This is a genomic window from Shewanella algidipiscicola, from assembly GCF_900380485.1.
Lineage (GTDB): Bacteria > Pseudomonadota > Gammaproteobacteria > Enterobacterales > Shewanellaceae > Shewanella > Shewanella algidipiscicola.
In genome coordinates this window covers 157,421-179,226 of record NZ_OXJV01000012.1, presented here as the reverse complement: position 1 = coordinate 179,226, position 21,806 = coordinate 157,421, and the positions used below count along the sequence as shown (strand labels likewise).

16 protein-coding genes and 1 riboswitch are annotated in these 21,806 nt (G+C 49.3%); of the genes, 11 read left to right on the top strand and 5 right to left on the bottom strand.

What is annotated here, in order from left to right:
* Window positions 1-213 precede the first annotated feature (213 nt).
* Complete coding sequence (gene dauA / locus DN599_RS08210) at window positions 214-1,902, bottom strand: C4-dicarboxylic acid transporter DauA (protein WP_110457137.1); 1,689 nt, start codon at window positions 1,900-1,902, stop codon at window positions 214-216.
* 585 nt (window positions 1,903-2,487) lie between these two features.
* Window positions 2,488-2,621: riboswitch (glycine riboswitch) on the top strand.
* A gap of 154 nt (window positions 2,622-2,775) precedes the next feature.
* Between dauA and DN599_RS08205 the strand changes: the two genes are divergently transcribed.
* Window positions 2,776-4,146, top strand: coding sequence for an alanine/glycine:cation symporter family protein (locus DN599_RS08205; protein WP_110457136.1), 1,371 nt, complete (start codon window positions 2,776-2,778; stop codon window positions 4,144-4,146).
* A gap of 96 nt (window positions 4,147-4,242) precedes the next feature.
* Here DN599_RS08205 and fliB read toward each other — a convergent pair whose 3' ends face one another.
* On the bottom strand, window positions 4,243-5,421 hold the full coding sequence (gene fliB, locus DN599_RS08200) for a flagellin lysine-N-methylase (protein WP_110457135.1): 1,179 nt from the start codon (window positions 5,419-5,421) through the stop codon (window positions 4,243-4,245).
* A 397-nt stretch (window positions 5,422-5,818) separates the two neighbouring features.
* Between fliB and DN599_RS08195 the strand changes: the two genes are divergently transcribed.
* From DN599_RS08195 to DN599_RS08145, 10 genes are all read left to right on the top strand, one after another.
* Window positions 5,819-6,487 carry an ABC transporter ATP-binding protein gene (locus DN599_RS08195; RefSeq protein ID WP_110457134.1) on the top strand — a complete coding sequence of 223 codons (669 nt, stop codon included), beginning with the start codon at window positions 5,819-5,821 and terminating at the stop codon, window positions 6,485-6,487.
* Complete coding sequence (locus tag DN599_RS08190; RefSeq protein ID WP_110457133.1) at window positions 6,480-9,002, top strand: ABC transporter permease; 2,523 nt, start codon at window positions 6,480-6,482, stop codon at window positions 9,000-9,002. The genes DN599_RS08195 and DN599_RS08190 overlap by 8 nt, the downstream gene beginning before the upstream one ends.
* On the top strand, window positions 8,999-10,108 hold the full coding sequence (locus tag DN599_RS08185; RefSeq protein ID WP_110457132.1) for a lipocalin-like domain-containing protein: 1,110 nt from the start codon (window positions 8,999-9,001) through the stop codon (window positions 10,106-10,108). The genes DN599_RS08190 and DN599_RS08185 overlap by 4 nt, the downstream gene beginning before the upstream one ends.
* Window positions 10,109-10,598: 490 nt before the next feature.
* Window positions 10,599-10,868 (top strand): chaperone NapD, encoded by a 270-nt coding sequence (locus DN599_RS08180; RefSeq protein ID WP_110457131.1) that lies wholly within the window; start codon window positions 10,599-10,601, stop codon window positions 10,866-10,868.
* Window positions 10,865-13,348, top strand: coding sequence for a nitrate reductase catalytic subunit NapA (gene napA / locus DN599_RS08175; RefSeq protein WP_110457130.1), 2,484 nt, complete (start codon window positions 10,865-10,867; stop codon window positions 13,346-13,348). Before DN599_RS08180 ends, napA begins: the two co-directional genes overlap by 4 nt.
* Window positions 13,349-13,403: 55 nt before the next feature.
* On the top strand, window positions 13,404-14,135 hold the full coding sequence (napG, locus tag DN599_RS08170) for a ferredoxin-type protein NapG (RefSeq protein ID WP_110457129.1): 732 nt from the start codon (window positions 13,404-13,406) through the stop codon (window positions 14,133-14,135).
* On the top strand, window positions 14,132-15,025 hold the full coding sequence (gene napH, locus DN599_RS08165; protein ID WP_110457128.1) for a quinol dehydrogenase ferredoxin subunit NapH: 894 nt from the start codon (window positions 14,132-14,134) through the stop codon (window positions 15,023-15,025). Before napG ends, napH begins: the two co-directional genes overlap by 4 nt.
* Window positions 15,022-15,444, top strand: a complete 423-nt coding sequence (locus DN599_RS08160) for a nitrate reductase cytochrome c-type subunit (RefSeq protein WP_110457127.1) — start codon at window positions 15,022-15,024, stop codon at window positions 15,442-15,444. The genes napH and DN599_RS08160 overlap by 4 nt, the downstream gene beginning before the upstream one ends.
* Before the next feature lie 921 nt (window positions 15,445-16,365).
* Window positions 16,366-17,379: a plasmid segregation protein ParM domain-containing protein gene (gene parM / locus DN599_RS08150; RefSeq protein ID WP_110457125.1), complete on the top strand. Its 1,014-nt coding sequence runs from the start codon at window positions 16,366-16,368 to the stop codon at window positions 17,377-17,379.
* 9 nt (window positions 17,380-17,388) lie between these two features.
* Entirely contained in the window at window positions 17,389-18,057 is a 669-nt protein-coding gene (locus DN599_RS08145; RefSeq protein ID WP_110457124.1) for a hypothetical protein, read from the top strand.
* Between the two features lie 66 nt (window positions 18,058-18,123).
* Here the strand turns inward: DN599_RS08145 and DN599_RS08140 are convergent, their stop codons facing one another.
* The 3 genes from DN599_RS08140 to DN599_RS08130 form a co-directional block, all read right to left on the bottom strand.
* On the bottom strand, window positions 18,124-19,560 hold the full coding sequence (locus tag DN599_RS08140; protein ID WP_110457123.1) for an OmpA family protein: 1,437 nt from the start codon (window positions 19,558-19,560) through the stop codon (window positions 18,124-18,126).
* A gap of 110 nt (window positions 19,561-19,670) precedes the next feature.
* Complete coding sequence (locus DN599_RS08135) at window positions 19,671-21,152, bottom strand: leucine-rich repeat domain-containing protein (protein ID WP_162599179.1); 1,482 nt, start codon at window positions 21,150-21,152, stop codon at window positions 19,671-19,673.
* A gap of 235 nt (window positions 21,153-21,387) precedes the next feature.
* Entirely contained in the window at window positions 21,388-21,789 is a 402-nt protein-coding gene (locus DN599_RS08130) for a hypothetical protein (protein ID WP_110457121.1), read from the bottom strand.
* Between the last annotated feature and the right edge of the window lie 17 nt (window positions 21,790-21,806).

Genomic DNA, 21,806 nt, shown 5'->3' with positions numbered 1-21,806 from the left:
CACCCAATTTATGCCGCTATTATTGCAATAAACCTGCAAACAACTTGCGTTGCAGATGCTGAATCCTACTACAGCGACGCAAGAAATAACATTAGTGATAACGACTGGCAACATTAAACAGTTAATTATTAATAACCGACTTTCATTGCAACAACGGCGAACAAGTAGAATTAAACAGCTTATATAACAGCAACATAAACGATACAAAATCCATTAGCACAGGGGTTTGGCGAGCGTTAAACTGTCCTCAAGGTGGCGCGCGTAGGCCACCTTCCCCTGACGCTTTCTTATGCCTGCGCGACGTAATTTAAGGATCATTCTTGGCTGCAGATTGTTAATGATAAGCGCCACATTTTTGCTCTCTAGTTGCTGAGCTATCGATTCCATCGCGACAATGGCACTCATATCGAGCAAGGTGACATGGGACATATCTAAAATCACCACTCGTACGTCGGGGCGTACCGCCGTGATGGTTTGCAGCGCCTTTTGCGCCGAGCCAAAAAACAGCGGCCCATCGATATCGTAAATAACCACTTGCTCAGGAATCGCATAATGTTCGTGGTCGAGCTTCATCGCTTTAGGACCACTCAAACTAATGCTGCGGCGGATAAACAATATCGCCGCCATCCCCATACCGACTGCAACGGCAATGGTCATATCAAATAACACTGTCAGTAAAAAACAGGCGAGTAAAATCACCACATCGTCTCTAGGCGCGATCTTGAGCGTGCGCATAAAATGGCGCGCCTCACTCATATTCCAGGCAACCACTAACAGTAACGCCGCCATCGACGCCATCGGAATATAGGCCAATAACGGTGACAACATTAAGATGCTTAATAAGATAAACCCGCTATGCACCACGGCCGACAGCGGCAAGCTCCCCCCCGCCTTCACATTCGCCGCCGTGCGGGCGATGGCCGCCGTAGCTGGGATCCCCCCAAACAGGGGCGCTACCATGTTACCTATCCCCTGACCAATCAGTTCATCATTAGAGTGATGCCGTTTGCCCGACATACCATCGGCTACCACCGCACATAACAAAGACTCTAATGCGCCTAATATGGCGATGGTGATAGCTGAAGGTAGCAGCTGCCTAATCAGCTCAAAACTCAATCCTATGGGAGCGCCACTGGCATCGGGCAGCGCCCATGGCCAGGTAAAGCTGGGCAATAATGGCGGGATCCCTTGCCCTGCCACCCCAGCAATTTCATAATGAAAACGGCTACCTATGGTCGCCACACTAAAATCGGTTAGCCCTTGGGTTAACAACCACGCCACGAGGGCGCCAACGGTCAGTGCCACTAAGTGTGCCGGTATTTTTGAACGCAACTTTGGCCACAGCAATAACACCATTAAGGTGATTGTACCAATTAAGGTTTCCTGCCAAGTGATACTCGAAAATGCCGAGCCTATGGCCGACACCTGTTGTAAATAGTGCCCTTCTACAGGCGCCACACTCAGACCAAAAAAGTCTTTAATTTGTAATGTGGCGATCACCACCCCGATACCAGCGGTAAAGCCTATCGTGACAGGATAGGGCACTATTTCAATCAGCCTACCCAGTCGCGCCATGCCCATCAGCACTAAAATCATGCCCGCCATAAAACCGCTCAGCAGCAAACCGCCTAAGCCAAACTGCTGTACTATCGGCAGCAAAATCACCACAAAGGCCGCTGTTGGCCCCGAAATATTGACTTTAGAGCCCCCGGTAATGGCGATAATTGCCCCAGCGACCATAGCGGTATACAGGCCATGCTGCGGCGGCACACCGCTAGCAATAGCCAGTGCCATAGATAAGGGCAGCGCGATGACACCAACGGTTAAGCCCGCCAACACATTGGCTTGCAACTCGGCGCCAGACAGCGATTTACTCAATGATTTTTTCAGTGCTGATAACATCTTAATCCCGATAATCTAGCGCTAACGCTTGCAACACACTAACGGGCTATCGAGTGTAATGAGTCGAGATCACGGCTTGTTTGCGCGAGGGCAAGTTTGGGCAAGTCAATGAGGTGACGATACACCTTAGAGTCTCTGTGTGCGAAAAAGCAACAACGCTTAGCAACATAAGAGTTTTATAACCACGGTGTGATTATGGTTTTTATTGTAAACCTACAGCAAGCATAGATGTAAGGGGCTAGGCATAAATAATTTATATCTGAGGCTTTAAGCCTAGATTAACGCCAAGATTAACCAAGGTCATTAACTGCTATTGACACCCGCTCAAAAAATCAGCGAGCGGCCGAGATAATACACAAATGTGAAATTACACCCTTGAGCCACAACCGCAATTAGCGCATGATATCACCCCCTTTACAGACTCAAGTGGTATCACTTCATCTGTAAAAGGGATCCGTTCGGATGAAGGTAGCAGGAGAGCGGGGATTAACCCCACACCGACGAGGCAACTCTGCATGCATAAGCTCAGCGCTTAACGTACAGAGCACTCTTTCAGGTACCACTTATGTGGTGAGGACTGTTACTGGACGAGCCTCTGGAGAGACTGTGCACAGATAGGTGAGCGTTTGCCTAAATATGACACAGCGCCGAAGGCGAAAGTGGCGATGGTATCAATCCATTACCGCGAAACGCTCAGGCAAAAGGACAGAGGAGAGGATGACTGTATGCGTCGTCATTTGCCGCTGCCCACTTTTTGCCATCGCTTGGCCGAAACAGCACATCTGCACTTTACGATACCGAAATTCAGCCATTTCTTTTCCTCCTCCGATTATTAAGACGAATCGTCAAGCAGTTTAATACTCGAGGAACAACATGAACTTTCACGCTTTACTCACAGATATCAATGCCATTGTATGGGGCCCCATTACCCTATGTTTATTGGTTGGTACCGGTCTATACCTCACTCTGCGACTGCGACTATTACAGGTGTTTAAATTACCCTTGGCGTTAAGCCTGCTATTTAAGCCCGCCAGCGGTAAAGGGGATCTGTCATCTTTTGCAGCGCTGTGCACCGCCCTATCGGCCACCATAGGTACAGGTAATATTGTTGGCGTCGCTACTGCCATAAAAATTGGTGGACCTGGCGCCCTCTTTTGGATGTGGCTAGCCGCTTTTTTTGGCATGGCGACCAAGTACGCCGAATGCATGCTGGCGGTGAAATACCGCACAGTCGATGAACGTGGCAATATTGCCGGTGGCCCCATGTACTATATTGAACGCGGCTTGGGGCTACCTTGGCTGGCAAAACTCTTTGCCCTATTTGGTATTGGCGTGGCTTTCTTTGGGATCGGCACCTTCGCCCAAGTCAATGCGATTAGCGATGCCTTAACCATTGCCTTCGACGTCCCCACTTGGGGGACCGCCGTGGTCTTAACCTTGTTAGTCGCCGCTGTCACCTTGGGCGGGGTTAAACGCATCGCCAATGTCGCACAAAAGTTAGTACCCACTATGGCGATAGGCTATGTATTGGCTTGCATCTGGATTTTACTTAGCTTCTCAGAGCAAATAATCCCAGCCTTTGAATTGGTATTGCACTCAGCTTTCACTCCGATCTCGGCCGCCGGAGGTTTCCTTGGCGCTACTGTGGCCCAAGCACTGCAAATTGGTATTGCTCGCGGGGTATTTTCCAATGAGTCTGGTCTAGGGAGTGCGCCCATTGCCGCCGCGGCGGCAAAAACCAACGAGCCGGTTGAGCAAGGGCTGGTGAGCATGACGGGCACGTTTTTCGACACCATCTTAATTTGTACCATGACAGGCTTAGTGTTGATCATCACCGGCGTCTGGAATGGCGACACTGCTGGCGCCGCCATGACTAGCGCCGCATTTGCCTCTGGTGGCTCGGTCATCGTCGGTCAATATGTGGTGACTATCGCGCTGGTCTGTTTTGCCTTTACTACTATCTTGGGCTGGCACTATTATGGCGAACGCTGCTGGCACTACCTCACGGGTAACCGCCTCGGCCAGCATGGCATTAAAATCTATCAATGGTTATTTTTAGGCTTAATCGCCGCCGGCGCCTTTATCCAACTGGACTTAATTTGGATGCTGGCCGATACCGTCAATGGCCTAATGGCGATCCCTAACCTCATTGCGATCATCGGCTTAAGAGATGTGATTCTGGCAGAAACTCGCCACTACTTTGCTAAACGCAAACAGATTATCGTTGAGCAAATTACTGCGTAGGTTCATTAGTTCAATGCATTATCTCGGTTACCCCCAATAAAAATGGGGCATAATTGCCCCATTTTTATTGCTCTTTTATCTTCAGTCTTTTGATGACTACTGCGTTTTTAATAAGCTCATCACCGCAGGCACCGACTCAATTTCACACTCTCGCATCACATCCTCAATAGTTTGCGCCATAACTGGACGATGCTGTCTGACCACCTGATAGATCTGAAAACACAAGATGATGTCACTCTCTGAGAGCTGCTTATGCTGGTGCGCCATCGCCGAGAGATAACCGCGCATGATAAAGCAATCGAGCACCAACAACCTAAAGGCCTTCAGCGGCGCCTCTTCGCCAAGCAGAGGAAAGTGATGATGAAAAATGGCGTAGAGAATATAACGCTCAAATAGATCGGCATGCTCACCTAAGGCGGGGAGCGCAATAGCATTCCACGCCTGATTCATGGCCGCGACACTAAACTCGTTGTCTTCATTGCAGATGGCCGATACCGCCTCATTTAAGCGCGAAAAACGCGCCCTTGTGGCCCGAGAATGGATTTGACAAAAAGTGGAGTGAACCCCAAAGAAGGCGTGCGACTGCGGGATAGGGGCATAAGGCAATTTAGCATATTGCTCGACCAATAATCCCGCCTCGGCAAATTGCTTCAGTTGTAAAAAACGCTCATCGAGGGCGCTATCGGGTAACTGGCCCGCTCGCACCTCTTCACTGGTTTTCATTAATAAACCAATGGCCAGCAGCGCCGGTTCCCAATCGAGCCCTAAACCCACTAACAACTCTAGGCTGTACTCATAACTCTTTTCAAGCCAAATAGGAGAGGGTTTAACCACCGCCTTATGACCACTGTGTTGTGCATCAAATTGAAATGCATCGGGATGAAACAACACGATACGCGCGACTTCAGGGCAAGACATACTCAGCGAGCGGTACTTGTTACCACCAACATGACGGTCGAGTTTAGGATAAGTCTTACAGGTGTCGCTCAAGGCCGCTTCACCAGCATGTTTATGAATATTACACAGTTTTCTTTCATCGAGAAACGGACAGCCCCCCTGTTCATCAAGCTTTACCGTGGCCCAATTCGCCGCATTCTTTTTCACCTCGGTAAAGGCTATTTTGGCAAGCGAGGCAAACTTAGGATGGCTAACGGTTTTTTTATAACTTTTCTTATCAAACGTAATGGTCCAGTCATTACAGCAACTGTCCTCACACTCAGGGCCGACACAGTTAAATAGACTGACATAATTGGGTTTGATCACAAGATTGTTCATGGGGCCACTTACTTACGCTTAAATTTTAAGTAAGGTAACAAGAAAGTTGACGCATCGACAAGCTGAATTCATTGACACAGCACTCACCAACGACGTTAATCTCTTTTACCCTGTCGATGCCGCCGTAATTGGCCCTGGCACTATTAAGCCTATTAATAAAAGCAATAGCTTAAGCAGGCTCAATCCACGATGCTATGACCCTATTGATGACACTAAGTCGATCTTTTATCGATTATCCTTCGTATAACCCCACGGTCTTAATCAGCCACTTATTTGATGCAATCGACAATCAATGCAATTAGAAGATGAATGTTAAATTGCATTGTGTTACCAATATCTTACTCGCGCATTATTTAACCAGAGCTTGCCGCTATGGTGATGCACTACAGGAGTTGTGATGAGTACAAGCGTTATTACGCTGGATAAGATCTGCAAAGGATTTACCGACGGCGATAAGTTTCATCAGGTACTCGATCATGTCGATTTACACCTGCAGCGAGGCGACACCGTTGCCTTAACTGGCCCCAGTGGCTGCGGTAAAAGCACCTTACTCAATATTATTGCCGGCTTTGAGCGGCCGACCTCGGGCACCTTATCCCTTTTGGGAGCCCCAACTACCCAGTGGAATGATGCGCGTTGGAGTGAGTTTCGCCACCAGCAACTAGGGGTTGTTTTTCAGCAATTTAATCTGCTCACCCCGCTTAATGTTGAGGACAATATCGCTTTCCCCTTGCACCTCAATAACGAGCGCTGGACCCCTTGGTGCGATCACCTAGTCGACACCTTAGGGCTTTGCGCCTTGCGTAAACGCCATGTCGAAACCCTGTCTGGCGGACAACAGCAGCGCGTGGCCATTGCAAGGGCGCTGGCACATAAACCTGCGCTGTTACTCGCCGATGAACCCACGGGCAATTTAGATCAACAGGCCAGCCTTGAGGTAATGCGCCTGATTTGCGCTCTCGCGGCTGAACACCACACCAGTATTTTAATGGTCACCCATAGCCAAGAGTGCGCCGAGTTTATGCAGCGCCGCTGGCACCTGGATCTGGGCAAGGTTCATGAATAACCCACCCAGTGGCCGTCACATCGGTAATCCTCAAACCCTAAAAGGTTGGCAGCTCACCCTGCGGGTGTTCTTGGCGCATTATCGACAATCACCGCTGCAAGCGGGCGCGATTATTATCGGTATTATCCTCGCGGTCACCCTGCTTACTGGCGTGCGCGCCACCAATGAAAATGCGATCAACAGCTATAGTAACGCCACCGAACTGTTAAGCCAGCAAGCTAAGTGGTTTATCACCCCACTGCCTAATACCCCCTTAAATGAACAGCTCTATTTTACCTTGCGCCAACAGGGGATCACCCACAGTCTGGCGGTAGTGCAAGGCATGTTGGTGGACGAACAGGCACGGCACTGGCAAGTACAAGGTAGCGACATCATCGCCGCCATGAGCGCAGCAAGTAGTCATAGTTCAAATGACGAGAACGCCTCAAGTCTGCATCGCTTTAACGGTGACGCGCTGCCACTGGCAAAACTTATCGCTGGCGAGCCTATCGTATTAATGAGCCAATCAAACGCCAAGCAGCTCAATCAACCTACGTTGACTGTCGAGGGGCAAACGCTCAATGTTATCGCTGTGGATGACCAGCTTAATTTAGGCAACCGCCTACTGATGGATATCTCGCTGGCACAGCAACTGCTCAATAAACCGCAGCAACTGAGTTATATCGCCATTTTTAACGATGTTAGCGCACAAAAAGTCCAAATAGAGCAGTGGCTTGAGAATAAGGCTCATCTCAGCCCAAGTGACAATGGCGACAGCATGAAAGCGCTCACGAACAGCTTTCACCTTAACCTCACCGCCATGAGCTTACTGGCCTTTATTGTCGGCCTGTTTATCGCTTATAACGGCGTGCGTTACAGCCTGCTTAAACGTAAACGGCTGATCACTCAGTTGCAGCAGCAAGGCATCATGAAACTGTCAATCATGTCGGCACTCGCGAGCGAGCTGCTGCTGTTGGTTGTGGTAGGTTCGCTGATCGGATTTATTGGCGGCTTGCAGCTTAGTTATTGGTTACAGCCTATGGTCTCAGTGACCCTAGAGCAGCTCTATGGGGCCACCATTTTACCGGGAATATGGCAATGGCAATGGCTCGCTCAGGCGACCTTGTTAACCTTTATCGCCGCCTTACTGGCCTGTAGCTCGCTGTTTATCGAGCTGCTGCGCCAACCGCTGGCCCAGAGCGCCGGGCAATTTAATCAACAAGCCAGTGCCCATCGTGCCCATAAGCGGCAGCTATGGGTGTCGTTGTGCTTGGCAGCAGTGGCCTTAATTGGCATGGCATTAACCGATAATTACCGGATCACCATGGCGTTATTAGGCTTAGTGGTGCTCAGTATCCCGCTGGCCTTGCCTTGGTTATTACAGCAATTAATTCAAGTTATTGAGCGCGTGGCACCCAAAGGGTTAGTCGGTTATCAAATAGCCGAGACCAAGGAGCTTATCCCACCGCTCTCCCTCGCCATGATGGCCATGCTGCTGGCACTAACGGCTAATATTTCGATGAATAGCCTAGTGGGCAGTTTCGAACTCACGCTCAAACAGTGGCTCAACGCGCGTTTGCATGCCGACCTTTATATCCGCCCACCAAGCAGCCAGATGCAGCAAATTGAAGCCTATTTAGCCGCCGATAAACAGGTCACTGGCATTTATCAGCAGTGGTCGATTAAGAGCCGCGCTAAGCAGCAGCCTATCTACTTAGTCGCCCGTGATGACTACTCTGTTGAACACACCACAGTGCTTAAAACCGCTGTCGATAACTTGTGGCAGCGCTTTTTAACCGGTGATGTGGTGATGGTCAGTGAACCTTTTGCCATCAAACACCAGCTGGGGTTAAACGACACGATTAAGGTCGATGTGCTTGGCGATAGTCCCCTTACCGTGGGGGCGATTTACTACGACTATGGTAACCCCTATGGCGAGGTCATCGTCTCGACTGTCACCTGGCACCAAGCCAAGCTGTCCACCTTACCCATTAGCTTAGCGGTGACCTATCAAGGCGACTTAACGCAATTGAGCCAAGGCTTGATGCAAAGGTTTTCGCTATCAGATGCACTGATATACAGCCAAGCCCGTATTAAGGCGCAAGCGGTAGAGATGTTTAAACGCACTTTTTCCATTACTAAGGTGCTTAATAGCTTAACCTTATTGGTGGCCGCCATTGGTTTGTTTAGCGCCTGTTATATGTTGACCCAAGCCCGTATGGCGCCGATTGCACGCCTGTACACCTTAGGGGTTAATCGCCGCCAGCTCTCCCTTATGGTCACCAGCCAAATGCTGTTAATGGTGATACTCACCTGTATTGTTGCCCTGCCGACTGGCGCGCTACTAGGCTACTTGCTGATCAATAAAGTGACCCTACAAGCCTTTGGTTGGAGCATCGCCATGATATGGGATTGGCAAGCCTACTTCGACGTGACTCTGCTCGCCCTAGTCGCTAGCGGCTTTGCCGTAGCACTGCCCTTGTATCAGCAAACTCGCCGCCCTCTCATCAGTAGCCTACAGAGTGATGTGTTATGACGCTATTATCCTCGCCCCGCGCGGGCCTGTTCACCCTATTACTCTTACTGCTTGGCTGCGATGCACCAGACACCAAGCCTCAAAGCGCAATGGGCTCACTGATGGGCGATAATCTACAGGGCTATACTCAGGTCACCCCTGGGCAAACCCTGCGCTTTCCTGAAGATCACCAAGCCCATAACGATTTTCGCCAAGAGTGGTGGTATTTGACCGCCAACCTCACCACGGCATCGGGTCAACCTCTGGGGCTGCAATGGACACAATTTAGGATAGCCCTATCGCCCAAGGCGAGTGAATCCTCATCAACCTGGGCCAGCAACCAGCTGTATATGGCCCACAGCGCGGTGACCACCGCCCAGCAACATGTGGCTAAAGAGCGCTGGGCACGGGCTCAACCTCAATTAGCCGGCAGTGATGCGGCGCCATTGGCGATTAAACTGGACAACTGGCTGTGGCAGAGTCAAAGCCAAGACCTGTTTCCGGCAACCTTAACCGTCAGCGATGAGCAGCTCAGTTATCGATTGGCACTTAACACTAGCGCCCCTTATCAATTACAGGGCGATAAGGGTTACAGCATTAAAAGCGGTGATGGCAGCGTAGCCTCTTATTACTACAGCCAGCCTTTCATCCAAGTCACTGGCGAAGTCACCCTAGAGGGTAAGTCGGTTAATGTCTCAGGCGACGCTTGGCTCGACAGAGAGTGGAGTTCACAGTTCCTCAATAAACATCAACAAGGCTGGGATTGGTTTGCGCTGCGTTTAGACGATGGCTCGGCGCTGATGCTGTTTCAATTGCGCAGCGACGATAATCAGGCGAGTCATTTCTACAGCGCCAGACGCATGTATGCCGATGGCAGCGGGCGTAATATCGACTCCACCAGCGCCCCCACAGACATTAAAATGACGCCCACCGACTGGCAGCAAACGCCGTCGGGGCGATACCCTGTGGCTTGGCGCATCGCCATTGCAAGTGAACAACTGCAACTGACGATTAAGCCGTTAAATCGTGACAGCCATATGCCACTGAGCGTGAGCTATTGGGAAGGCCCCATTAGCATATCGGGCAGTCATCAAGGCACTGGCTATATGGAGCTAACAGGCTATTAGCCGATAACGAATAGCATAATGAAAAGTACAATGGCTAGCCCAATATGCGTTATCACGCCCCGTGAACCCATTGACCAGCAATGGCTCCGGCCATTTTTGGGCCCGCCGCCAGATAAAACAGTCACCCCGCCAAATAGATGACAACCTCGATTGATTGCATCGGTTATCTGGGCGCCTCCCTCATCTGCCCGCTCAAAAAATGCGACAAACCGCCCACTTAAGCGCCCTTATCTTGTTCACCACCACACTGGCGAATCGCCCATCGGCTTACTAAGCTGATTGATTACACCAATAGCGCGGTCCCCATAAATAACGAACTGAGTGTTAGGTCACGCTTAAAAACTTGATCTTGATCGACAAACCAATCAGTTACCTCTCAAGAGGTATACCCACAAAAATAACAAGGCTTAGACTCAATTTAACCCTAAAGCGGTCACTGTAACTAACCGACAGCGTTGGCTATCGTTACTGCGAATAACAAGGTAACCCCATGCGTCAGGAATACCATATAACCAGTTTAGTGGTACACGCTGCGCCAAGCGCAGTGGCACAAATTACCGCAGATATCGAAACTTTAGCCGGCGCCGATATCCACGCAATCAGCGACCAAGCAAAGTTTGTGGTCACCCTAGAGGGTGAGTCGCAAGCATCGATACTCAAAAACATCGAAGCCATTAACGCCCTCAACGGGGTGCTATCGAGCAGCCTTATCTATCATCAAGTTGAACCTGTAGAAGAAAAGAGTGAGGAAACACCATGAGCATTAGCCGCCGCGAGTTTCTCAAAGCCAACGCCGCAGTTGCCGCTGCCACCGCAGTGGGAGTCACTCTGCCAGTGAAGATCGTTGAAGCTGCAGAGCAAACAGACACCATCAAGTGGGATAAAGCCCCCTGCCGCTTTTGTGGCGTGGGATGTAGTGTATTAGTGGGCACCAATAACGGTAAAGTGGTTGCCACTAAGGGCGACCCAGAAAGTCCGGTTAACAAAGGCCTTAACTGTATTAAAGGCTACTTTCTATCAAAAATCATGTATGGCAAAGACAGACTCACCACGCCATTGCTGCGCATGAGAGACGGCCAATATCATAAAGAGGGTGAATTTACGCCCGTCAGTTGGGATGTCGCTTTAGATACCATGGCCGAAAAGTGGAAACACACACTCAAGACCAAAGGGCCGACGGCGGTGGGCATGTTTGGCTCGGGCCAATGGACCATTTGGGAAGGTTACGCCGCCTCGAAACTGCACAAAGCCGGTTTTCTCAGCAACAACATCGACCCTAACGCGCGTCACTGTATGGCGTCTGCCGTGGTGGGCTTTATGCGCACCTTTGGTATCGATGAGCCCATGGGCTGTTATGACGACCTAGAAGCGGCCGACCACTTTGTTTTGTGGGGCGCCAACATGGCCGAGATGCATCCCATTTTGTGGGCACGTTTGTCAGATCGCCGCCTCAGTAATGCCGATTGTCGGGTACATGTCTTATCTACCTTCGAAAACCGCAGCTTCGACCTCGCCGATAATCCCATGGTGTTTAAGCCGCAATCCGATCTGGTCATTCTGAACTACATAGCCAACTACATCATCCAAAATAATGCGGTTAACAAGGACTTTGTTAACAAGCACACCAAGTTTGCCTTAGGCATCACGGATATAGGTTACGGCTTACGCCCTGAGCATCCGTTAGAGCAAAAAGCCAAAAACCCAGGCAATGGTAAATCGACCGCCATTAGCTTCGATGAGTACGCCAAATTTGTCAGTACTTACACCCTAGAATACGCCGCAAAGATGAGTGGTGTTGAGCCTGAAAAACTCGAAGTCATGGCCAAAGCCTATGCCGATCCCAATGTGAAAATCATGAGCCTATGGACCATGGGGATCAACCAGCACGTCCGTGGTGTATGGGCCAATAACATGCTCTACAACATCCACCTGTTGACGGGTAAAATCGCCACGCCCGGTAATAACCCATTCTCACTCACAGGCCAACCTTCGGCTTGCGGTACCGCCCGTGAAGTGGGCACCTTTGCTCACCGTCTGCCCGCCGACATGGTGGTGACTAATCCCGAGCATAGGGCCATCGCAGAGAAACATTGGCAGTTGCCCGAAGGCACCATTCCACCCAAGCCCGGTTATCACGCCGTATTGCAAAGCCGTATGCTTAAAGATGGCAAGCTCAACTGCTATTGGACCATGTGCACCAACAACATGCAGGCGGGCCCCAATATTAACGAGGAGATCTATCCCGGCTTCCGCAACCCAGACAATTTCATTGTGGTATCTGACCCATACCCAACCGTCACCGCCATGGCAGCTGACTTGATTCTGCCAACAGCCATGTGGGTAGAAAAAGAGGGTGCCTATGGTAATGCCGAGCGCCGCACCCATATGTGGCATCAGCAAGTCAAAGCGCCAGAAGGGGCTAAGTCAGACTTATGGCAATTAATTGAGTTTTCGAAGCGCTTTACAGTGTCAGAAGTATGGCCAGCAGAGCTGATAACCAAAAAGCCTGAGTACGCCGATAAAACCCTGTATGAGGTGTTATTTGCCAACGGTGTTGTCAACAAGTTCCCGCAGTCTGACTGCAAAGGCGAGCTTAATGATGAGTCGGCAGCCGTGGGTTACTATCTGCAAAAAGGCCTATTCGAAGAGTATGCCCAGTTTGGTCGCGGCCATGGCCACGACTTGGCAGACTTTGATGCCTACCATGCCTCTCGCGGTTTGCGCTGGCCTGTCGTTAACGGCAAAGAAACCCTACGCCGCTTTGTCGAAGGTAGCGATCCTTACGTTAAGGCGGGCGAAGGCTTTAATTTCTACGGCCATCCCGATGGTAAAGCGGTGATTTTTGCCCTGCCTTATGAGCCCGCAGCCGAGGTGCCTAACAGCGAATATGACCTATGGATGTCAACCGGTCGCGTGCTAGAGCACTGGCATACTGGCTCCATGACCGCTCGCGTGCCAGAGCTTTATCGCGCCTATCCCGATGCACAAATTTTCATGCATCCCGAAGACGCCAAAGCTCGAGGCCTGCAGCGCGGCGATGAGGTCGTCGTTGCCTCACCTCGCGGTGAAGTCAAAACCCGCGTCGAAACCAAAGGCCGTAACAAGCCGCCAAGAGGCGTAGTGTTTATGCCGTTTTTCGATGCACGTCAGCTGGTGAATAAGCTCATGCTCGATGCGACCGATCCCTTATCGAAAGAGACCGATTACAAGAAGTGTCCAGTAAAAGTGATGAAAGCCTAAGGCAGTTTATTTCACCAAGAGTTTGTACCATTAAAAGAGGTTTGAGCAGTACGCTATGAGTAAGGTCAATCGACACACCCAAGCCAAAGGCGTTAATCGCCGCCAGTTTTTAGCCACCTCGGCTAAGGCTGGCTGTGCGATGGGATTATTGGGATTAGGGATCACTGGCGTGGCGAAGCAATCGTCGCACCTTGACCCATTAGCAATAAGGCCCCCGGGCGCGTTAGCAGAAGATGATTTCTTATCTGCCTGTGTGCGCTGCGGTCTATGTGTTGAGGCTTGCCCGTATGACACCCTTAAACTGGCCCGCTGGTTTGAGGGTGCGCCGACGGGGACGCCTTACTTTACGGCGCGGAAGATCCCCTGCGAAATGTGTGAAGATATCCCCTGTGTCAAAGCCTGCCCCTCGGGCTCGCTGGATCACAACTTGACGGATATCACCCAAGCAAAAATGGGGGTTGCGGTGCTTATCGACCAAGAAAATTGCCTCAACTTTAAAGGGCTTCGCTGCGATGTGTGTTATCGCGTCTGCCCATTGATTGATGAAGCAATCACCCTTGAGCACCTGCACAATCAACGTAGCGACCATCACGCCCTGTTTATCCCCACGGTCAACAGCGACAGCTGCACCGGCTGTGGTAAGTGTGAGCATGCTTGCGTGTTGCAAGAAGCGGCGATCAAAGTGCTACCGCCCCATATTGCCAAGGGGAAAACCGCCACACACGATACCTATATCAACACCGAAGAGACCACGCTTGAGATGTTAAACAAGGGGCTCACACCATGACGCATAACAACATGGGTCATACCACAAACAAAGCGGCCAAGACGCGCTTTGACCAAGCCGCGATTGACCAACTCGGCTGGTGGCGCGCCCACAAGTTTCTATTGCTGCGCCGCGCTTGCCAGCTAGTAGTCCTGCTTGCCTTTGCGATTGGCCCTTGGTTTGGCTTCTGGCTGCTTAAGGGGAATCTGTCTAGCAGTGAGTTGTTAGGTGCCGTCCCCTTGGCCGACCCACTAGCGACACTGCAAGTGCTAATGAGCGGCCACTGGCCAGAGCTCAGTTTGCTACTTGGCGCCGCAGTTATCGCCATCTTCTATTGGCTAGCTGGTGGGCGGGTATTTTGCAGCTGGGTATGTCCAGTCAACCTAGTGACTGATGCCGCCAGCTGGCTAAGGCGTAAGTTACATTTACCCCGCACAAGCGAAATGCCACGGCATTTACGCTATTACCTATTAGCCGTGGTACTCATACTGCCGCTGCTCACCGGTATTGCGGTGTGGGAATGGGTAAACCCGGTGCCCATACTCTATCGCGCCATCTTGTTTGGCGCAGGGAGTGGCTTGTGGATATTAGCCGCCATCTTCTTGCTCGATCTCTTCATTTGCGAGCGAGCCTGGTGTGGTCACCTCTGCCCAACCGGGGCGATGTTTGCCCTACTGGGTAAAACCAGCCCAATCAAAATCAGCGCTGTCAACGCCAGCAGCTGCGATAACTGCATGGCCTGTTTTGAGGTTTGCCCCGAGCGCCAAGTATTAAAACCTGCACTAAAAGGGAAAAATCCCATGATAACCGACAGTGACTGCACTCTATGTGGTCGCTGCATCGATGTCTGTGCTCCACGCGTATTTCAGTATCAAAATCGAATTGCCCTAAAGGCGGAGAACAACCAATGAAAAAAGCACTCACTTTAGTCGCGCTCATGGCGCTCAATGCCAGCGCAGCTGAACTCGCACCAGCCAAAACAGAGCCCGTTAATGTGAACTCGCTCAGCCACGCGGCGATCACTGAGGTACGCGCTGCCGATGCGATGCCCACTTACCCTAAAAAAGGAGAGCCGATAGCCCGCAGCTTTGCCCACCAGCCCCCGCTGATCCCCCATAAGGCCGACTATCAAATTACCATTAAGAAAAACGGCTGCATGACTTGCCACAGCCCAGACAAAGCCGTACGCATGAAAGCAACCCCAATTCATGACTCGCATATGCAGGCCGATAGCCAGATCAACAATGAGTATTTCAACTGTACTACGTGCCACGTACCGCAAGCGGAGAACAAGCAGAAGTTGGTTGAGAATAACTTTTCTAACCAATAAGGTTCGAGTGACGAGATTAAACACTGAAAACTTAAAGACCACCTAGGGCCTGTTGAACTTTCAAGGTTGTTTTTGCAGCGAATGATGGGGTAGTTATACAAGGCAGAAGCTTTATGGTGTAGTTATTCTACATAAAAAGCTGAAAACGCAGTAAAAATACCCAAAAAACGCTGCCCGAAAGGTTCGGCTAAAAATGTTTTACTCTTTGTTAAGTGAATTTTGCTTAGATGACTAGGCTGCAATCCACTCGCCTTGATTAAAACGTTTTTGTCTCGAACTACATTCAACCAGCAAAGGGCAACAGGCTCTAGCAATAGATGGGTTTTTATTGCATTTGCAATATGGCAAAGTGTATTGAAAAGGTTCACCCTCATCGTGAGGGGTCACCTACCCCCGACGGTATTCTGCCGATGAATGCTGAGGGTTGTTTTCTGCAACGTCTAGCCGAGTTGTTACTTGGCGAACTATCTGAGGTCGAATCCTTCAATGGGAGTTAATTGCCTGCCGCAGGTGCAGTGCATGAAAGCGCCAATGTCGTGATAAACGACCTTGTTATTGGCTAGGCTTGTTTGAAAGCATACCTTCATGCTTAGTAATTGCCTGCCGCAGACTCAGGTGCAAGCGCTTTTTTGGCTCACTGCGGATACCTCCCTAAACGCTCCACGTCGGCATCCATGTGATCACGACATTCGTCTATCTAGATAGATCACCCCGCAGGCCATTAACAACAACGAAATGTCGACTTCAAACACGCTACTCCTCCCCATTAAGCCGAAGAAACAATACCGACACCTTCATTCTAAGGCCAATATGACTGAGTAGCCGACAGCACCATCTGAAATTAAATCAACAAAAGATTTCAGTTATGCGCCAATCGGGTCGTATTAACATGCAAAAATGGGTTTATTTTAAGGAACGGTAATGCATTCAAGCATGACAAAATTTGCTATCGATGATGGCTCTACTAATGTAAAAATCAGCTGGATTGAAGACGGCTTAGTGCGCAGCGTGACTTCCCCCAACTCTTTTCGTAAAGACTGGAAAAGTGCCGCTTTGCTTAATGACCGTAAGGTGTTTAACTATCAAATCGCCTCGACCAAATACACCTATGACGCGACATCGGATAAGGCATTGTCGACCACTCACGTTGCCTTCCAATATGACGACTTAAACCTGCTGTCGGTTCACCATGCATTGCTACAAACTGGCGTGAAACCGGGTCCTGTGAGCATTCTGGTCACACTGCCTATCACTGAGTACTACAAGGCCGATGACTGCCAGAAAAACGAAGAGAATATCGCCCGTAAGAAAGCTAACTTGATGCGAGACATCAGCCTCAATAAAGGCGAGTTATTCACCATTGTCGATGTTGAAGTGCTGCCAGAAAGCCTGCCTGCCGTGCTAACCACGCTGATGGATTCAGGTGTCAATGAATTTACTAAATCTTTGGTTATCGACTGCGGCGGCACCACCTTAGATATGGGCGTCATTGTTGGCGAGTTCGACGATGTGTCGGCCGTGTATGGCAACGCCGAGATTGGTGTATCTATGGTGACCAACGCAGCAAGAAAGGCGCTGTCGGCAGCAGACAGCGATGCCAGCTACTTGGTCGCTAATGAGTTAATTAAGCGTCGCCATAATCGTGAGTTTGTTGAAGAAGTGATTAACGACATCAGCAAGGTCAATTGGGTACTAGAGCGCATCGAAGACAAGATAGCCGAACTTGGTGCCGCGGTAGCCTATGAGGCGAAAACCTTTACTCGTAACCCAAACCGGATCTATTTAGTCGGTGGCGGCGCTATGCTGATTGAAAGCGCGATCCGCAATGCCTATCCTTCACTGGGCGATAAAATTGTGATGGTAAAAGATCCTCAAGAAGCATTATCGAGAGAGATCTGTTGCTATCACGCCGCTACCCCAGCTGAATCGGTGTAAAGGATCATTATGCGGATTCGATTCAGTGTCGGGCTAGAACCAGAGGTCCACGACTCCCACGGCTATGCCATAAAAGTCTTAAGGCTATGGCAACAGCAGGAAAAAGCGCGTAATGATGAATCTGATGTCGTGCAGCAGCGCCGTATCCAGTTTCATCGAGACCTGTACCTATCTGGGTTATTCCTGCATGAATTGGCGCCACAGCTGCCATCAATGCTGAGCCAAACCTTGCTACAAGACAAGATAAACTGTCAAACCTTAGACGGCCAACTTCGCTCTGTCGGCCTCACTTTAGCCGCCGACGAGAATAAGGGGCTATCTGAGCCGCAGTGGCAAAAATTAACTGCGATGCTTGAGGGCGCAAGCGTGCCACAACAAACAAGCAACGTGGATTTTAGCGCTATTGAGCAGCAACTTGAGCAGTTACAACAGGGGCAGGCACAGTTAAGTGACCAGCTGAGTCAATTGCCCGCAGCAGAAACCGCGCAGCCACAAGCTGACTTCGCCACTCAGTTGAGTCAGCTTAAGCAAGGGCAAGATCAGTTAATGGCACAGATAAAGGCGCTGCGCAGTCAATTTGCACAAGCGCCAGCCACAGCCACGACTCCCGATGACACACCAAGCCTAACAACTCAGCTTGAACGTGCCAGCCGGGTGAAATCAAAAGGCCTGTGGTAGCCTCCATTACCTAATAACAATGAAGCAATAGGTGCGCCTTACGGACGTTTAGCGCACCTATTAAGGTTACTTATTATCGGAGCGAAGTACCAACTCGACACGGCGATTAAGCTGCTTGCCTGCATCCTTGCTATTGTTTGCAACGGGGGCATATTCGCCAATCCCCTTGGCGGTGAGTTGTTGTTTGTTTATGTCGTGCAGACTGATCAGTGATTGCACCACTGCTTTAGCCCGCTTTTCCGATAACACTTGGTTGTAACTCTGCTTGCCTTGGTCATCGGTATGACCGATAACATAGAAGTCTTGCTTCGGGTGAGCCTTAAGATAACTTGCCACAATCGTTATCACTTCGGCGGCCTCCGGTAACATCTCATCGCTATCAAACTTAAACAATAGACCGTCGAGTGCAACGTGACCCGTTTGTGCAATCTTGTCGGTTAGGCCTTCTAGATCAATAACTAATCTATCATCTACTAGGCTGGTTTCTTCAACGAGCTTAAGCTCGCTCCATAGGCCATTCTCGTAACCTATAATGTAGACCATGGCATGCACATTACCCTCTGGGCGAGCTAAGGTATAGAGAGAGTAAAACTGATTTTCATCTCGCCCGATATGTGCAAATGTTTTTATGCGTGAATGAATTTTTTGTGATTGACCACATTGATTACCTTGGCAGTGAAATCCGCGCACAAAACCGAGTTTTTCTAACGCCGCCTTGTAATTGGCATTGACCTCATACTCAGAATAACCACGAGGAAGTTTGTAGTTTATATCGGTGATCTTACCTTCAAGGGTTTTGATTTTGTGTTGGCCTTTATCGACGCCATCGAACACTAAGGTTTGGCCAAATCCTTGTTGTAGGTAATCATGGATATAGGCACCGGGTAGTCTGGCTATCATGGGGTGATCGCTAGCGCCTTGCGTATCATTACTCATTCTGTCTTTAAATGACTCTTGTTCTACCGCCGCACCGAGATAGGCTTGATTGGTTGTTAATAGATCCAATGGCTCATCGATTGCCTCGATAATATCCAGTTGCAGCCCAGCACCATTGTGCCAATTAGCCGCATAGACTGAGAGGTAAATTTGTTTGTTTTTAAGGGGGAGCTTAGCCGTGAGTAGTGCCGGAGCGTTTTTAGGAATATCGTGAAGCGGGCTCACTTGTTTCGATAGTTTGTTCTTGTTACCACAGGTATCTCGCTGACACTCAAACAGTATGTTGCCTCCTAGCTTTATAATTTGCGCTTTATAGTTATTAACCGCATGGCTAGGATCATAGCTGGTGGGAAGTTCATAATAGATGCGTTTTAGCTGCCCGGCATAAGTTTGAGTTTGGTATGCCCCTTTATCAATACCTGAGATAAAGGCGAACGGAATATAATGACGAGTCTGCTTTTTATAAACCTTACTCTCGGCAAGCGGTGCGAAGGGCAGTAGCTCTGGCTCTGCTTGAGCGCTAACGGCTAAGGTACAACATAACGCTAATAACAGTTTTTTTATCATTGTATTTCCTTTTACAGTTTATGAGCTAAAGGCAATTGACTGTCTATGCCGCTTAGTTTCCCAGACCTAATTTGTTAAGGTTTAACTTTTGATGCTTAGCTGTTTGGTTATTAGTTTTGGGGGGCTGGGCAATCCGTTAACACTGTCAGCGATTTGTTGCCCTTTTCCACCTGCTGCATTAACGCCACCATCTCATTAGGGTTAAGTCCTTTATACATTAAGGCCACATGAGGCTGATGTGCTAAAGGGGCTAGCCGCGAACAATCTGTAATGTTCATGATCGAGATTGAGCCAGCTTGACTCTGTGCCAGTGCCTGCCAATCGTGAGTGTCGATATTTGATAACATCAGGTTGGCTGATAGTCGGCTGATATCGCCAAATTTGGTTATCTGACTCTGCTCTAAATGCAGCATATCTAATTGCGCTAAGCTCGATAAGGGCGATAAATCAGTGAGCTTGCCGCCCATTAAACTGACGGTTTGCAGTTGTTTGAATTTTTGCAGGTCGTCAAGATTTACTGTCGATGACAGACGGCAATTAAGCTGGGTAAGCTCATTGCTACGACTTAATTGAAGCTGCTTGGCGCTAGTTTTTACACAGCTTGCTATTTGTGGGTCGTTAAATGACATTGCATCGATGGAATATGACGGCGAGCGGATCAGTAATATATCTAGGATGACTCGCTCATTGTCGGTCTCGACAACACCGGTAATACGGGCTTGGTATGACAGGCTGTTATCTGCTAATGCCGCATCTGGCAGTTGTAACTGAAGTTGGTCATTAATACTGAGTTGATTGGTCAACGTAAGTTGCTTGAGCTCATTGATATCGCTGACTTCAAGAGTGCTAAGATCGTTAAAATAAGGGAGAGCATTAGCCGTAAATTCATAACTTAGTGTCACTGTTTCAACCGCCTTTTCCTGGGGTTGCCGGGGCAGTTCCTGTGGCTTGAGCGCGCTCCTTATCGCTGTCTGCGACGTCGTGTCATCATATTCATCTGTCGCCCCATGGTGTATCAGTTTCTCAACCAGTTCAGTCTCGACACTTTGAACGTCTTCAACCAGAGACGGCAGAGCCTCTGACAGATAACAGAATGTAGAGATCTCAAACATGTCGATAAGCATATTGACTTGTGTTTGACCAAGATTGAACGCCATCAATGCCGAAAACGCCTCCGCTTCATCTCGAGTTATTAGCAGGGCGTCGATGCTAGCGACATAATCTTGTAGCTCGGCTGTAGTGTGTTGAAATTGTGCCAATTGCTCGGGTTGGTAGCAATGACTGTCTTTGTCGATATGTGCGAGAAAATGCTGATAATGGGGTAAATACTGGTTAGCGAGCGCTAACATTTGCTCGGCCGTCTGTGTCATGTCGCCAATGAATTCGCTTTGTAGCACGATTTTGGCGCTTTGAGTCTCGTCTAGCTTTTGTGATAACAGCTCCATTTGCCGAGCGTGCTGTTTACTGAGGCGATGAGATTGCTCAACGATAGCCCTGGTAACTTGTTTGAAATTCAATATGGCATCGCGAGTCGACATGGCAAGTGGCCCGCTGCTGTATGTCATCACTGCAGTAACAAACACAATAGACATTGCCAAGCTTAATTGTTTATCGGTGAAACAGCGGGAGCACGTGAGAGTTAATAATCGCTTGATTGCCATTAGCTTCCTTGTTTATACCAATCAATCTAACCTTGACTGAGACCTATCAATTAAGATTATTCACCAAGCTGATTCATCAGACCTATGCCATAAAGGATGGGGCACAAGTTATCAATTCAGGGAGGAAGCCCCCCCTGATTAATTGCCAAACCTAAATTTAAAAATATTAGAAATATAAGTTATCGACTAACTTTTCATTGACGTATAACTCACATTTATCGGCTGTGCTGCTCTTTGAAGACTGCACCACACTTGCGATAGCACCAAAGGCGCCGCCTTGATTACCTAACACCGAGCCAAAGTAGCAATGACTGCGTACCGCGAAGTCTTGATAATTGGCTTTTAAATTTTGAGTCGGTGTGTAGGGAGGAAAACGGCCTTGCATGATGGGATCGCCGTTCACTGTTAGGATCAAAATGTTTTTCTTGTCGTGATAGCTACCGTTAAACTTCAGTACTTTACCATCGACTTCAACGGTTTTTTCCAGTGCCATACGTGGCCCAGGATCTGAAGCACAACCAGTAAGAACAGCGGCAAGTGTTAACGCAGCAAGTGAAGCATATTTCATTAAAACAATCCTTTATC

What these genes read in the sequence shown, in the direction of transcription:
- DN599_RS08160 (WP_110457127.1), top strand. Translation starts at nt 15,022, where the DNA reads ATGAAAAAAGCACTCACTTTAGTCGCGCTCATGGCGCTCAATGCCAGC.
- DN599_RS08130 (WP_110457121.1), bottom strand. Translation starts at nt 21,789, where the DNA reads ATGAAATATGCTTCACTTGCTGCGTTAACACTTGCCGCTGTTCTTACT.
- DN599_RS08195 (WP_110457134.1), top strand. Translation starts at nt 5,819, where the DNA reads ATGAGTACAAGCGTTATTACGCTGGATAAGATCTGCAAAGGATTTACC.
- DN599_RS08205 (WP_110457136.1), top strand. Translation starts at nt 2,776, where the DNA reads ATGAACTTTCACGCTTTACTCACAGATATCAATGCCATTGTATGGGGC.
- DN599_RS08185 (WP_110457132.1), top strand. Translation starts at nt 8,999, where the DNA reads ATGACGCTATTATCCTCGCCCCGCGCGGGCCTGTTCACCCTATTACTC.
- DN599_RS08145 (WP_110457124.1), top strand. Translation starts at nt 17,389, where the DNA reads ATGCGGATTCGATTCAGTGTCGGGCTAGAACCAGAGGTCCACGACTCC.
- napA (WP_110457130.1), top strand. Translation starts at nt 10,865, where the DNA reads ATGAGCATTAGCCGCCGCGAGTTTCTCAAAGCCAACGCCGCAGTTGCC.
- DN599_RS08135 (WP_162599179.1), bottom strand. Translation starts at nt 21,152, where the DNA reads ATGTCTATTGTGTTTGTTACTGCAGTGATGACATACAGCAGCGGGCCA.
- DN599_RS08190 (WP_110457133.1), top strand. Translation starts at nt 6,480, where the DNA reads ATGAATAACCCACCCAGTGGCCGTCACATCGGTAATCCTCAAACCCTA.
- fliB (WP_110457135.1), bottom strand. Translation starts at nt 5,421, where the DNA reads ATGAACAATCTTGTGATCAAACCCAATTATGTCAGTCTATTTAACTGT.
- napH (WP_110457128.1), top strand. Translation starts at nt 14,132, where the DNA reads ATGACGCATAACAACATGGGTCATACCACAAACAAAGCGGCCAAGACG.
- parM (WP_110457125.1), top strand. Translation starts at nt 16,366, where the DNA reads ATGCATTCAAGCATGACAAAATTTGCTATCGATGATGGCTCTACTAAT.
- DN599_RS08180 (WP_110457131.1), top strand. Translation starts at nt 10,599, where the DNA reads ATGCGTCAGGAATACCATATAACCAGTTTAGTGGTACACGCTGCGCCA.
- dauA (WP_110457137.1), bottom strand. Translation starts at nt 1,902, where the DNA reads ATGTTATCAGCACTGAAAAAATCATTGAGTAAATCGCTGTCTGGCGCC.
- napG (WP_110457129.1), top strand. Translation starts at nt 13,404, where the DNA reads ATGAGTAAGGTCAATCGACACACCCAAGCCAAAGGCGTTAATCGCCGC.
- DN599_RS08140 (WP_110457123.1), bottom strand. Translation starts at nt 19,560, where the DNA reads ATGATAAAAAAACTGTTATTAGCGTTATGTTGTACCTTAGCCGTTAGC.